The 13653-nt window shown below is 45.1% G+C and carries 11 protein-coding genes; 7 read left to right on the top strand and 4 right to left on the bottom strand.

Annotation, left to right across the window (positions count from 1 at the left end; genetic code table 11):
• The first annotated feature begins 38 nt into the window (after window positions 1-38).
• Window positions 39-368 carry a TusE/DsrC/DsvC family sulfur relay protein gene (locus tag GZK95_RS07165; RefSeq protein WP_075709616.1) on the top strand — a complete coding sequence of 110 codons (330 nt, stop codon included), beginning with the start codon at window positions 39-41 and terminating at the stop codon, window positions 366-368.
• 37 nt (window positions 369-405) lie between these two features.
• Here GZK95_RS07165 and yccX read toward each other — a convergent pair whose 3' ends face one another.
• Window positions 406-678, bottom strand: a complete 273-nt coding sequence (gene yccX / locus GZK95_RS07160) for an acylphosphatase (protein ID WP_075712867.1) — start codon at window positions 676-678, stop codon at window positions 406-408.
• 232 nt (window positions 679-910) lie between these two features.
• Here yccX and GZK95_RS07155 point away from each other — a divergent pair, with 232 nt between their 5' ends.
• Complete coding sequence (locus tag GZK95_RS07155) at window positions 911-2104, top strand: class I SAM-dependent methyltransferase (protein WP_075712865.1); 1194 nt, start codon at window positions 911-913, stop codon at window positions 2102-2104.
• A gap of 63 nt (window positions 2105-2167) precedes the next feature.
• On the opposite strand, the gene GZK95_RS07150 is transcribed toward GZK95_RS07155, so the two are convergent.
• Complete coding sequence (locus GZK95_RS07150; protein ID WP_075712863.1) at window positions 2168-5380, bottom strand: cadherin-like domain-containing protein; 3213 nt, start codon at window positions 5378-5380, stop codon at window positions 2168-2170.
• A gap of 447 nt (window positions 5381-5827) precedes the next feature.
• On the opposite strand from GZK95_RS07150, the gene GZK95_RS07145 reads away from it, so the two are divergent.
• From GZK95_RS07145 to GZK95_RS07130, 4 genes are all read left to right on the top strand, one after another.
• Window positions 5828-7132 (top strand): TolC family outer membrane protein, encoded by a 1305-nt coding sequence (locus tag GZK95_RS07145; RefSeq protein WP_075715368.1) that lies wholly within the window; start codon window positions 5828-5830, stop codon window positions 7130-7132.
• A gap of 1 nt (window position 7133) precedes the next feature.
• Entirely contained in the window at window positions 7134-7745 is a 612-nt protein-coding gene (locus tag GZK95_RS07140; protein ID WP_075715369.1) for an OmpA family protein, read from the top strand.
• A gap of 102 nt (window positions 7746-7847) precedes the next feature.
• Complete coding sequence (locus GZK95_RS07135; RefSeq protein ID WP_075709622.1) at window positions 7848-8198, top strand: DUF2750 domain-containing protein; 351 nt, start codon at window positions 7848-7850, stop codon at window positions 8196-8198.
• 203 nt (window positions 8199-8401) lie between these two features.
• Window positions 8402-10333, top strand: a complete 1932-nt coding sequence (locus GZK95_RS07130) for a GGDEF domain-containing protein (RefSeq protein WP_225623988.1) — start codon at window positions 8402-8404, stop codon at window positions 10331-10333.
• On the opposite strand, the gene queC is transcribed toward GZK95_RS07130, so the two are convergent.
• Entirely contained in the window at window positions 10317-11015 is a 699-nt protein-coding gene (gene queC, locus GZK95_RS07125; RefSeq protein WP_075715371.1) for a 7-cyano-7-deazaguanine synthase QueC, read from the bottom strand. The two genes, GZK95_RS07130 and queC, sit on opposite strands and share 17 nt — an antisense overlap.
• Window positions 11016-11027: 12 nt before the next feature.
• A complete protein-coding gene (queE, locus tag GZK95_RS07120; RefSeq protein WP_075715399.1) occupies window positions 11028-11693 on the bottom strand; it encodes a 7-carboxy-7-deazaguanine synthase QueE in 666 nt (221 codons plus the stop codon).
• 297 nt (window positions 11694-11990) lie between these two features.
• Here queE and GZK95_RS07115 point away from each other — a divergent pair, with 297 nt between their 5' ends.
• Window positions 11991-13631, top strand: coding sequence for a methyl-accepting chemotaxis protein (locus tag GZK95_RS07115; protein WP_075715372.1), 1641 nt, complete (start codon window positions 11991-11993; stop codon window positions 13629-13631).
• Window positions 13632-13653: the final 22 nt, after the last annotated feature.

Below are 13653 nucleotides of genomic sequence, written 5' to 3'. Positions count from 1 at the left end.
AGCTAACCTAACCCCATCGCAACGATTGGATAATCATGATGTTTGAATACAACGGCAAGCAAATCGAAACCGACGCACAAGGCTACCTACTCGACCACACTCAGTGGGAAGAAGGAATGATTGCAGTACTGGCTGCGCAAGAAGGCATTGAACTTACTGATGCGCATCTCGAAGTTGTGCATTTTGTCCGCGAGTTCTACGATGAGTTTAATACCTCACCCGCGGTACGCATGTTAGTAAAAGCGATGGAAAAAGCGCACGGCCCTGAAAAAGGCAACAGTAAGTACCTGTTCAAGCTTTTTAAAGAAGGCCCAGCTAAACAAGCAACAAAACTGGCAGGCTTACCTAAACCAGCTAAGTGTCTATAACGAGCTTAAATTGAAACACTATCCTGTAGACATGTCTCTACAGGATATCAAACCCCTGAAAAGCCTGATAATCCACCTCTTCTCTGCGTAAGTTATCGACTCTCGCACTTCTTGGCCCATCAAGTAAGTAATGATGCATCTGGTTGATCTGCTCTTCATTTCCCGTGATCATCACTTCAACATCACCATCCCACAAGTTCTTGGCATACCCAGTCGCACCAAGCTTTAAACCAAAATAGGCCGTGTGGTATCGAAAACCCACACCTTGCACCCTGCCTGACACGATAAATTTGGTGGTTGATAAGTCCATTTTATAACCCTCGAATCATCTCCGTTTTGCCGTTTACCACTGAGATAACGCAGTCACGACATCTATTAAGATTATGTAAGATCTTAACCCAATCGGGATTGACGCACCTCTCAGATATCAGAGAGTTGTCTGATAGACCATCAATCAACGGATTAAGGCGGCTTTTATTTGCTTTTCCCCACCGCTTCACTGACAATACTCACCCTTTCAAGACAATCATTTGAGTATCACAATGACACCATCAATTTACCTAGCTAAAGGTCGAGACAAATCACTTCGCCGCAAGCACCCTTGGATCTTCTCTCGCGGAATTCATCGTGTGGAAGGCGAACCACAACTAGGTGAAACAGTTGATGTGTTTAGTAATGATGGTCAATGGCTAGCGAAAGCGGCTTACTCGCCAAACTCGCAGATCCGCGCTCGAGTTTGGAGCTTCGACAAGCAAGATATCGATCAAGCGTTTTTTGTTAAACGCATCCAAGATGCGCAATTGCTGCGCAATGATATTATCGAACGTGATGGTTTGACCGGATACCGCCTTATTGCCGCAGAATCTGATGGCTTACCAGGCATCACGATCGATAGATACCAAGACTATTTTGTTTGTCAGCTGCTAAGTGCTGGTGCTGAATTCAACAAGCAATTTTTGATCGATGCCCTTATTGAAGTCTTCCCTAATGCCAACATCTACGAACGCTCTGATGTTGCAGTTCGTAAAAAAGAAGGTCTAGCAGAGACTACTGGGGTATTACACGGTGAAATGCCACCAAATTCCGTTGTGATTGAGGAAAACGGCGTCAAAATCAGTGTGGATATTGTCGGTGGACATAAAACCGGATTCTACCTCGATCAGCGTGACAGCCGCTTGCAATCGATGAAATACGTCAAGGACAAAGAAGTATTAAACTGCTTCTCCTACACCGGAGGATTTGGTCTTTACGCACTCAAAGGCGGTGCAAAGCGAGTTATCAACGCTGACGTTTCTCAACCGGCTCTTGACACCGCTAAGCACAATGCAGAAATCAATGAGTTTGATATCTCTAAAAAGCGCGCTGTTTTCCTCAATGCCGATGTATTTAAGTTGCTGCGAGAATATCGCGATCAAGGGACCCAGTTTGATGTCGTGGTTATGGACCCACCTAAATTTGCCGAAAGCAAAGCACAACTGAATGGCGCTTGTCGTGGTTACAAAGACATTAATATGCTAGCAATGCAGATCCTTAAACCTGGCGGTACACTACTCACCTATTCATGTTCAGGATTGATGGATCAAGTATTGTTCCAGAAAATTATTGCTGACGCCGCAGTTGACGCTAATCGCCAAGTGAAATTTGTCGAGCGCTTTGAACAAGCGGCAGATCACCCAACGGATACCGCATACCCTGAGGGTTTCTACCTTAAAGGCTTTGCTTGTAAAGTATTGTAGAAAAGTAAAAAGGACCCTCGGGTCCTTTTTTGTTATCACCAGTCACGCAACTTTACGTTGAGCTTAATCAGGTAAACTAATGAGCAGTTCTTTAAGCAACGCATCAGAACTTTGCGTGTCGAATGCAACCAGAGGGTCATGACTTTCAACGTTAATCGTCATTGTACCCGCATGCTTAGTTTCAAACTCTAACTCCACTTCACTGCTATTATTGCTTGGCGTCACTTGTACCGCGGCCAATATGTCATCAAATTGAACATTGTCGTCAAACAAATCAGATAAATCTAACTTATCACGCCCCGGTTCAAAACCATCCACAGTAAAGCTTTTATCATCAGGATAAGGTTGATCCACCCACTTAAACAGATCCATACCATCATCGGCAGTCAGAATATCATTCGCTAAGGTCACCGAGTGATATTGGTCAACCACGCTCACCTCCGACTCTACATTTGCAACAGTGAGGGTCACGTCTCGCATACCATTGTTGGTGGTATCCAAGGCGACAGGAATATAGACCTCAAACTCAGCGACACTCTCTGGTACTTCAAAACTTCCGCTACCATCGGCGTTAAGGTGGAACTTCACGCCATTGGTAAACGAAGCATTAGCTAACTCTGAAAGGATATCAGTCTCAACACCTGCCCCCACGGGCTTAGACAGCAGCGAAACATCAAATAGGGTGTCATCTAAGGTCACTTTATCCAGTTGAATGGAGAAATGCAGTTGCTCCCCCTCTGGGACAAACGTCTCTTCGGCAGTGATCGCTTGCACCTCTGACGACGCAACAGTGTCAGCCACCTTGATATCCAAAACACCGTAACGCAAACTACCGTCAGCTTCTGTCACTTCAAATTTGAGGTGTGTTTCACCAACAAAGCCCACCGCAGCAGTGAATATCAACATGCCATTTTGAATCGTCACTTGCCCTGCTTGAGGGTTGGTCAATGACGCGTTGGTCAAACTTAACGTGTCCGGATTACTATTGGCTAACTTATTGAATATGTGCGCGGCAGGAATTTCGAGCTGGGTCATATCACTGGCTTGTGCCGATTTCTGAATGGTAAATTCGTTGCTCGCACTCACGTGCAAACCTTCGACAAAATAGTCTGAAGAGTCAATTTCCTGATCGCCTTGCAAACCCGCACTGTACTCATTGGCTGAAAAAACAATTTCGTCGAAGGCAAATCCATTGGTATCGATATCAAAGCTATTTCTGTCACCTCGATATAAGCCCTCGCCGTCAAACGAGCCACTCGCTACCGACTCACCATTGAGTTTCGCCACCCAAGTGCCAGATTCGTGGTTGTTCTCACCCTCACCTTCATTGGCAAACAGACGAGAAATAACAAAACGCCCAGAAGTGGCTGGCGAGTCTAGTTTAATAGACAATTTTTCAGACTGCCCAGACTGACGGTCATACTGAATTTGGTTTGTCGGACCACCATCTTGCGGTCCATCTATTATTCCAATTCTACCGGTGTTTGAGTTGATGTATGCGTGAGCATCGTTGCCGTCATAACTTGCGCTGACATTGTCATATACCCATGCATATGGGTCATCGCCAGCTGTTGTCACATCACCTTGGGTGAGTTCATAACCGACATCAATATCAAGAATGGTTCCGGTACTAGACTGCTCTGTCGTGTTGCCATTCGTATCTGTGTTGAAAATGGTCAGTTCAACTCTTTCACCCGAGTCATTTTCTAAATCAATGATGGTCGGTAAAACAACATCAAATTTCGCCACGCCTTCCGGCACGATTAACTTACCGTCAGCCGATACCGTCACACCATTGGTGAACGAAAGTTGATCCAGTTTGACATCGGAACCCAGTGGATCATCGAGCAATTTAAACGAGAACTCATAGTCAGTGGTCGACAAAGTGGGCTTATCTAGTGTTACCGTATAAATTAACGACTCACCTTCATACACAGTATCATCGAGCATCTCTACCGATTCCACGATCGCAGACGATGGTGTTTTGTTTACAACAATGGAAATAAACGCGTTATCAGTTTGACCATCGGCATCAACGATCTGGTACTCCAGTTGCGTGTTTCCACTCCAACCCGGATTAGGTTTAAAGATGATATTGTCACCTTCCAGCCTTGCAGTGCCATTTGAGTTACCATCCAACAGTTGGATAAGATTCACTATCGTGCCATCTGGATCGGAGTCATTTTGCAGAATCTCTGCCACAGAGATCGTCAACTCTTGGTCTTGGTTAACTGCATAATGACCTGGAGAAGAGACCTCGATACCCGCAACGAAATAGTCGGAAGAGTCATTGGTTGTGTCGTTTTGCACCCCAAGGCTATACTCGTTGGCCATAAAGACTATTTCATCAAATGCGTTGCCTTGAGTATCAATGTCAAAAAAGGCTTTCCCTCCTCCGCTCACACCCTCAAAAGAGCCACTGGCGGCAACCACACCGTCTAAATAGGCAATCCATACACCTACTTCGTTATTCTGCTCACCCGATGCAGGCTTTTCGCCTTCATCACTGTATAAGTTCGTGATGGCAAAGCGACCTTGTGTAACGGCCTGATCAAACTTGATACTGAGTTTTTCTGATTGCTGAGTATTTCTATCGTATTGCAACTGATGGCCAGGACCACCTGGGATATCGGTGCCTGTAACCGCGAGTCGATCCATGTATTCAGGCAGAGCGTTCACCGTTTGACCATTAAATGAAGCAGAAATATCGGCCCCATTCCAGCCTTGACTCCCTGAAGCGATTTCTGATGTCATATTACCAAACGAGACGGAATAACCTACTGGATCATCAACGGCGATAGGAGGCAGCACAAGTGCAGGTGATGTACCGTCAGAAAACAGCAGCGATTCCAGCTCAAGGCTTTGAGTTCTCGAAAGATTTAGCGTGTTAGACGCCTCAGTGACAAATAGCGTCTCAGGTTGGGATTCAGCCCCATCACGAACCACGGTTCCTGACGCAGCAAGACTTGAGCCCAATACCTCACCGGCCGCTGGTGCCAGCTCTGGGTCTGCAAGTGTCGGATCTTCACCCTGCTCAATTGCAGCGATGATATCGTCAACTTGCTGAGTCACATCTAAAGCGTCACCTTGCTGGTCGACTTGTTCAATCGCAATCGGTGTGTTGTTAAGGGGATCTTGGTTGGACAAATTAATCACTAGCTCGCCGGGTAAAGGCTTCTCTCCTGCCTTCAATAGTCTTACGGTACCGTCTACACCTATAACTATTGACTGCCCTCCCGCTGAGCTAACTGCTGTTAGCAAATTAGCAATACCCATATCCTAGCCTCGATTGTTGTAATTTAGCGTGATGTCTTTTTATATACCCGAGCCACCTAAATCAGTTTGGGTATAACATCTTTTTGACGTAGTTAACTGACGCAAATTATCACCAACCCTTAACGAGCTGAAGACAGAAAAAGCTTTTATGAACTGAATTACCGATATTGAGAATGTTGCAGTCTCATTTATTAAATATTGCAACAATGCGAGCGAATTCGACAAAAAACGCTTTTTAAAACCTTTTAAGCGTGCGTTTTATAAAATAATCGTTAGTAATCGAACGATAAGGATATATTTGTTGCCAAAAATACTTTAACCTCACAAAAACAATCATTTAATCATATTAGCATATACGTAATATTGACGATATTTAGTAGTATCTTCTCAATCATAAGACCCAGCTTTAAGTAGAATGTGTTCAAGAGCATTCTTAGGAGAATTAAAGTGAAATTAATCAAGCTCAGTGCGCTCGCTTTATTGGTTGGCAGTAGCTTTAGTGTTTCAAGCCAAACTTTGGAACAAGCTGTCTCATTAACCATTACCAATAACCCAGAAATCAAAGCGGCTTACAACGAGTTCGTCAGCAAATATTATGAAGCTGAAGCCTCTGAAGGTGCCTATCTTCCGAAGCTCGATTTAGATGCCGGTATTGGTCATGAATCTGTGGATCTTGCGTCAGGGACAGAGAACGACTTAACACGCAAAGAAGCGTCTTTAAGCCTCACTCAATTACTTTGGGATGGTAACGCGACAATCAATGATATGTCTCGCACCGCTGCGGATGCTGAATCTGTTCGCTATCAACTGCTTGCTGATGCATCAGACATCGCACTAGAAGTGTCTAGAATCTACCTAGATGCAACCAAAGCATTTGAAATCCTTCAATTATCTGAAGCAAACCTTGCAATACATAAAGACATCCATCGAGACATTAAACGTCGTGTTGAGTCGGGTATTGGCTCTACTGCGGACCTTTCCCAAGTCGAGGCACGTATTGCAAAGGCACACGGCAATCTTATCGCGGCACAGAACAACCTTTTTGACACTCATACCCAGTTTACGCGATTAGTTGGTCAGTCACCTCAAGGGCTGATTTTCCCACGCGCAGACGAAGATGCATTGCCTTTAACCATTGGCGAAGGTTTAGAGCTTGCGAAACACAATCATCCAGTGATCAAAATTGCCCAAGTCGATATCGATTCTGCTCGCTACCAATATCAACAGCGTAAAGGAAACTATTACCCCACTATCTCTGTTGAAGCGTCGCAAATCTGGCGCGATGACGCGGCAGGTATTGAGGGTAGCAATGATGAGTTTTCGGCGATGGTTCGCTTGAGATACAACCTGTTTAATGGTGGAAGCGATGAGGACTTGGTGGAGAGTGCAGCATACCAACTCAACAAAGCCAAAGATTTCCGCGATCGCACATACCGCGCGGTTGAAGAAGGGTTACGTTTGTCGTGGAGTGCACTCGACTTAACCGTTCAGCAAAAAGAATTCTTGCAAGATCATGTTGATTCCGCATCCGACACCGTAATCGCGTATGAGAAGCAGTATAAAATCGGCAAACGCACGTTACTCGATGTACTCAACACAGAGAACGAATTATTCGAAGCGCGTAAAGGTTATATCGACGCAAAATACGATGAGCAATTTGCCAAATACCGCGTATTTAATGCAACGGGAACCTTGCTAGACGCTCTCAGGGTTGATACGCCAAAAGAGTGGCACCAAGCAGTGGAGTACTAACATGATAAACAAAGTGATCCCTTTTGCGGCTTGCGCAGCTTTGCTTAGTGGTTGTGTGGCAGGCGACAAGCAGTATGACTATATCGCGACTCCCACTCCAAACCAGGTGGCCGATCTAATTGATGATGACAACGATGGCGTAATCAATGCACGCGATTTGTGTACCTCGACCCCGACAGGAGCCAAAATCGATAACGTAGGTTGTGGCGAGATCGAAAAATCATCAGAATCACTCAAACTGCACATTCTGTTTGCCAATGACTCTAGCGAAATCATGCCGATTTTCGACACACAAATTGAGCAAATGGCAGCATTCTTAACCCAATACCCTGAGACCGAAATCGAAATTCAAGGTTATGCCAGCAAAGTCGGCAGTGAAGAGTACAACTTAGCGCTATCCGAACGCCGAGCTTTAACGGTAGAAAAGGCACTCGAGTCGTATGACATTAACCCAGATCGAGTTCGAGTGGTTGGTTTTGGCGAAACAAAACTCGAAGACCAAGGTGAAGATGAGATAAGCCACGCCCGCAATCGCAAAGTGGTGGCAAACGTGGTTGGATATAAAGGTAACGTCGTTGAAGAGTGGACAATTTTCACTCGATTACCGAAATAACTCAGCGATTTAGCATCAAAAGGAGCGAAAGCTCCTTTTTTGTTTGGTATCTCTGTGTCGCAGTGCTAACCTTACGACAACTGTATCTATGAGAGAAATAACATGAGCAAACTAACCGCAGATATCGATGCTAACTTGGCTCTTTTTATTGAAGAAACAAAAGCAAGCCAACTTGTTTGGGGTCTTCGCAATGAAGAAGGTTGGCTTTCTTGCGACTCGACAGAGTTTGAAGAAACTGAGGTGATGCCATTTTGGTCTTCAAAAGAAGATGCACAAACGCATAATGTCGAAGAGTGGGCTGATTTTGAAGTTTTAGAAATCCCACTTGATATTTTCGTCGAAGATTGGTTATTGACCCTAGATGAAGATGGCGTACTAGTCGGTACAAACTGGAACGCGACGCTAGAAGGTAAAGAAGTTGAGCCGTCTGAGTTAGCAAAACTTTACCTATAAAACTCAGGATTCCTGACTAAAAAAGCGCCGCAATGGCGCTTTTTGCTATTTGCGCCATACCAGACACGTGTCAATACGAGATACGATTCACATTTGCAACTAATCGCACATTATCACATTGTTCGCTCTAACTTCCTCGCTTATCATTAGCGGCTGAATACAATTAAAACGCCCTACCGCAACTGATTAAGATGACACACTTTTTGGCTAGACTCTTCGCCGTATCCGCGTTGCTTGCCTCTTTTTACACCAACGCCTTATCTGACCGAGCTCAATGGGAAAAAGCTTATGCTGATGCCTCACTAAGTAACAAACAACGAGCCCTAGCCTTACTGCAAGATCGATATAATGCCCTTCCTCCTGGTGTCGAGAAGCTCTACGTCAGTAGTAAGCTCCACGGTTTTATGTTGCTCCATGGACAACCCTACTACGGTAACCAAAACAGACACGATGGCGAGTTTGCCTCGCAAGAGCAGCTTTTTATTGATGCACTTAATAGTGAGGAGCAGCTAGACTTTGTTTCTGCGCGCAACAGTTACCTCACCTTGTTAGATCAAGTCGACAAGCAAGACTCACTGGATGGAAAGATACTGCTCGAGTATCACCTATGTCGGGTTCTTAACCGACAATCCCTCTATCACCAAGCAGAAGTGTATTGTTCATCGCTGCAGACGCATATTGAGGACATTGCCGAACCAATATTGCCGAAATATATCGCATTACGTGTGATTGCCAACAACCAAGAGTTTTTAGGAGAGTACCAAGCGGCACTCGATACCTATCAGCAATTACTTAAACTGATCCCAAGCTACGTTGATTCATCTGGTATTTATAATGATGCTGGCCTACTGCTCGCGACTCTAGGGCACTATCAGCAAGCCAAAGAATACATCAACACTGCGTTAACCATGCGCGCAGATGACCCTGCATCTTTAAAACTCGCTCAAAGTCATCACAGCATGGGGAAAGTGATGCTTAAGCAGCAACTCTATGAACTGGCGATTACTCATTTTGCGCAGTCAATTAAAATTGCCCAGCAGTACAATCACCTCTATGGGCTAGCGTTTGGACAACTAGGGATCGGGCAAGCATACATTGGCTTAAAAGATTACCCACAAGCGACTCAATTTCTATTTGATGCGCTCGATAGTGCGACTAAACAACAAAACCACCAGCTTCGAGGAGAGATTTACCTCGCCTTGGCCGGTGCCCATGAGACGCAGAAAAAATACCTGACTGCGCTCGAGTTTGCTCAACAAGCTCTTGACCTTTCAACAACGATTGGCAGCGATAGGCTGACGTCACAAGCGCTTGAGCAATTGGCAAAAATATCAGAACGACAAGAAAACTACGATCTTGCATTAAAGTATTATCGTGATTACGCGCGCTTAGAACTGAAGAAGCGAGACAAAGAAAGTAAGAATGCATTTGTCGCACTGGATCTAGCCAGAAGAGACTACTTCCATCAGATCCGCAATGAGACACTTAGCAACGAGAACCTGTCACTGCGTAAAATGCAGAACGCATCTGAACAGAAAGCAGCAATATACAGCTTCGTTGCCCTACTGTTGCTGTTGGCGGTTACCGCCCAGTTTGTTTACCACAAGAAACGTTGCGCCGAGCTAAAACTTGACGGATTAAGTGGTTGTCTTAGCCGAACTGTTTGCATCCGAAACATCAAAAAGCAGCGTGCATGCAGTAGCGCAGATCATCGCCACATATTGGTACTGCTCGACCTTGATAACTTTAAATCAATCAATGATACCTTTGGTCATCCTATCGGTGACTTAATGTTAAAAAGAGTTGGACAGGTAATTCGCGAACAGACTTCTTCGGTCGATTTCACCGGACGATTTGGTGGTGAGGAATTTATGCTGTTGTTAAAAGAAGTGGATGAGTTGGACATTCAGCAGCGCATTGAGCAACTGCATACCGCGATAAGTTCCATGCGACTCGAAACCGATGGCTATCAAGCCGTTCAAGTTACGGCCACACTCGCCTACTTAGCGACGACAAAAGCGCTCAATGACTTCGATGAGTTGTACTCAATCTTGGACCAAGCGCTTTATCAAGCAAAGAAAAGTGGCAAGAATCGCGTTATCGATGCCTATAACGACCCTATCTATCTGGGCTAGCTTGCTTACGAATTAACTCAGCCATTACAGATTGCTGATTGTTTAAGTAGTCCGTTAAGCCCGTCTTGCGTAAATCGCAGGATGGGCAATCTCCACAACCATCGCCAATAATACCGTTGTAACACGTTAAAGTTTTCTCTCTGACCAAATCAAGCGCATCGTACTGATCGGCAAGCGCCCAAGTTTCTGCTTTGTTCAACCACATTAAAGGGGTTTGAATAAACAATGGTTTATCCATCCCAACCACCAAAGATTGATTCATCGCTTTGACAAACTCATCTCTGCAATCTGGGTAGCCGGAGAAATCTGTCTCACACACACCGGTAATGATGGTTTCTGCACCCACTTGATACGCGTAGATACCCGCTAAGGTCAAAAACAGAATGTTGCGTCCAGGTACAAACGAGTTAGGTAATCCGTTCTCTTGCAATTCATGTGATACCGCAATGTCATCACGAGTAAGTGAGCTGATTGCGAGTTCATTGAGCAGGCTAACATCCATCACTTTATGAGCTTTTACGCCCAACTCTTGTGCAAGTTGTTGTGCGACTTCAATTTCCAACTTATGTCGCTGACCGTAGTCGAAAGTGATCGCGTGTACTTCATCATACTCGCTGAGCGCCTTAACAAGACAAGTGGTTGAGTCCTGCCCACCACTAAAAACGACGACTGCTTTGTTCATTTCTATTCCTTACTAAGCGATATCGAGATATTTGTGTGTCTGTATCGAAAGTCGCCAATTGCGCTCGATGCATGTATCAATACACAACTGGGTTGCCCTTGGTTTTTGACTGATTGGTTGTAGCGCAATAACCACTTGCTGTGAAACGACCCCTCGCGCCAAAAGCTGATCTAATTGATCGATGTCTTTACTTGCTCCAACAGGGTGCTTGATTTCATTCGCTCGGGCCAATGCGCTACTTTTGATCGGCAACTGAGCTTTCATTGCAACTTTAGGTGACACCGTCACCCACGTATTGTCACTCGCGTGGATATCCGCTGTACCACTCGTTTCTATCTGACACTGACAGCCAATTGATTCAAATGCGTGGGTAAGTGGGATAAGGTCGTACTCGCAAGGCTCACCACCTGTAATGACGATATGCTTTGCGGTGTAGTTTTGCTGGTATATCGCAACCAACTCCTCGGCTGAGATCGCGCACCACGTCGCGGACTCTTGTGTTTTTTCAAGAACTTGCTCAATCGCTCGTTCATCTTGCGGTTCAGCAGACCATGTATGCTTAGTATCGCACCACGCACAGCCTACTGGACAATATTGTAAACGGATAAAAACCGATGGAACTCCGGTAAAGACGCCCTCACCTTGAATGGTCTCAAACATCTCATTTAACTTGTACAACATGGCATTCCATTTTGGCTAATTGATTATTTCGCTGCAAACCATATAAGAGCCTTGGCAAGAGGTCAAATTTCACCTTTAGTAGCCGCCAACATAAAAAAATTAATATACAATAGTATGATATACGCATTAACACATACATATCTTTGCGAGACACTACACAATAATAACTACTCATATCCAGTTTTTGTCGCAACAACAAATATTATTTGCGGGTAAACTCCTTTTTCCTACAACACCTGTCGTTAAAAAGCCGTTAACATACAAGTGCATATCAACATCTACTAGGAACACAAGATGCTGCGAAACCTAACAGTCAAACAGAAGATCACCTTCCCGATCATCGCACTTATCGCCCTATTTGCGGTTAGTTCGATTGTCAATGTTGTCACATCTAAACAGCAGGGAGAGCTGACTTACAAACTCAACCAAGTCGTGGTACCAACGCTATTCAATATTGAAGATGCGTATCGCGACCTCTATCAAGCGACGTCTGCGATTCAGGGCATTGCGCTTGCTGAAAACAATCAAGAAGCGATTGATTTCAACAAGTTCGAATATGAGGATAATGCTTATAAAGCCATCCCACGTATGAAAAAAGCGCAAGTGGTCGTAGATGAAGGGGTTATGCCTGCCACCCTCAACAAAGACATTCAGTTACTTGAAGAGATTGCCAACAAATGGTTAGCAAGTTACGAATCATTGTTGTCCAACCCACAAGAGCAATGGGGCCCAATCTATCAAGTCAACAAAACGCTTTACGACAATCAATTTGTTGCCGTTCGTGAACAACTCAACGTTGTAAAAGATCAAATTGAGGCCGAGCGAAATACATTGCAAGAGGAAATCGCTGCGGCAGCCTCTAAAGCATCAGCGGCACTGGAAATCGGTACATCAATCGTGATCATCCTGGCTATGGCGACGTGTTGGTTACTGATCAACGCTATCGTTAAGCCACTGGTCGGCATTCAACAAGCCATGGAAGAAATCGCGTCGGGTGACGGTGATTTAAACAAAACCATCTCTTCCAACTCAAACGATGAAATTGGCAAGCTTGCCGCGAGCTTCAACCTGTTCGTTGCTAAAATCCGCTCTACGATTCAACAAGTGGTTGTCACGAATACTGCCGTTAAAAATGAGCTATCAAGCCTAGTAGAAATTTCACAAGGCATTGGTGAGCAAACTCAACTTCAGCGCCAAGAAAGTGAGCTGGTTTCAACCGCGGTAAATGAAATGCAAGCCACTAGTCAGGTGGTCAGTGACAATGCGCGTGATGCCGCAAACGTCAGCCAGCAGGCAGACGTAGAAGTTCACACCACGAATAAAGTACTTGATCAAACCGTCGAGTCAATTCGATTGCTGGCGACTGAAATCGATCAAGCCAGTGGTGTTGTAAATCACTTATCGTCAGACGTCGGTGATATTGCTTCGGTACTGGATGTTATCAAAGGTATTGCTGAGCAAACTAACCTACTCGCCCTCAACGCCGCGATAGAAGCCGCTCGTGCTGGCGAACAAGGTCGCGGATTTGCCGTTGTAGCCGACGAAGTACGCTCTCTTGCGAGTCGCACTCAACAGAGCACTGGTGAAATTCAAGCAATGATTGAGAAGCTTCAACAAGGTGCGGAGCAAGCCGTTGAAGTGATGAACTCTAGCCGCAATAGCAGTGAAAGTACGATTGATTCTGCTGCGCAAGCAACCCAGTCACTGCAAGTCATTTTTGATGCAATTGCTAGCATGAATGATATGAACACCCACATCGCCTCTGCTGCGCAGCAACAAACTGCGGTGAGTGAAGAAGTGTCGCAAAACATTGTGCGCATTGCGAGTAACAGCGCTCAAGTGGTTGATAATGTGCAACACGCAGAAAGTCGAATCACCGGACTAAATCAACAGTGTGATGAACTTGACCGACTGGTTTCTCAGTTCAAGTGCTAACCTTGACAATCAAGCGATAAAA

The organism is Vibrio panuliri (assembly GCF_009938205.1).
In the GTDB taxonomy this organism is placed as follows: Bacteria; Pseudomonadota; Gammaproteobacteria; order Enterobacterales; family Vibrionaceae; genus Vibrio; species Vibrio panuliri.
The sequence above is the reverse complement of the archived record's forward strand: the minus strand, read 5'-3'. Positions and strand labels throughout refer to the sequence as shown.

Excerpts from the sequence above, each read along its gene's own strand:
- GZK95_RS07165 (WP_075709616.1), top strand. The coding sequence starts at position 39 with ATGTTTGAATACAACGGCAAGCAAATCGAAACCGACGCACAAGGCTAC.
- GZK95_RS07150 (WP_075712863.1), bottom strand. The coding sequence starts at position 5,380 with ATGGGTATTGCTAATTTGCTAACAGCAGTTAGCTCAGCGGGAGGGCAG.
- yccX (WP_075712867.1), bottom strand. The coding sequence starts at position 678 with ATGGACTTATCAACCACCAAATTTATCGTGTCAGGCAGGGTGCAAGGT.
- GZK95_RS07140 (WP_075715369.1), top strand. The coding sequence starts at position 7,134 with ATGATAAACAAAGTGATCCCTTTTGCGGCTTGCGCAGCTTTGCTTAGT.
- GZK95_RS07115 (WP_075715372.1), top strand. The coding sequence starts at position 11,991 with ATGCTGCGAAACCTAACAGTCAAACAGAAGATCACCTTCCCGATCATC.
- queC (WP_075715371.1), bottom strand. The coding sequence starts at position 11,015 with ATGAACAAAGCAGTCGTCGTTTTTAGTGGTGGGCAGGACTCAACCACT.
- GZK95_RS07155 (WP_075712865.1), top strand. The coding sequence starts at position 911 with ATGACACCATCAATTTACCTAGCTAAAGGTCGAGACAAATCACTTCGC.
- GZK95_RS07135 (WP_075709622.1), top strand. The coding sequence starts at position 7,848 with ATGAGCAAACTAACCGCAGATATCGATGCTAACTTGGCTCTTTTTATT.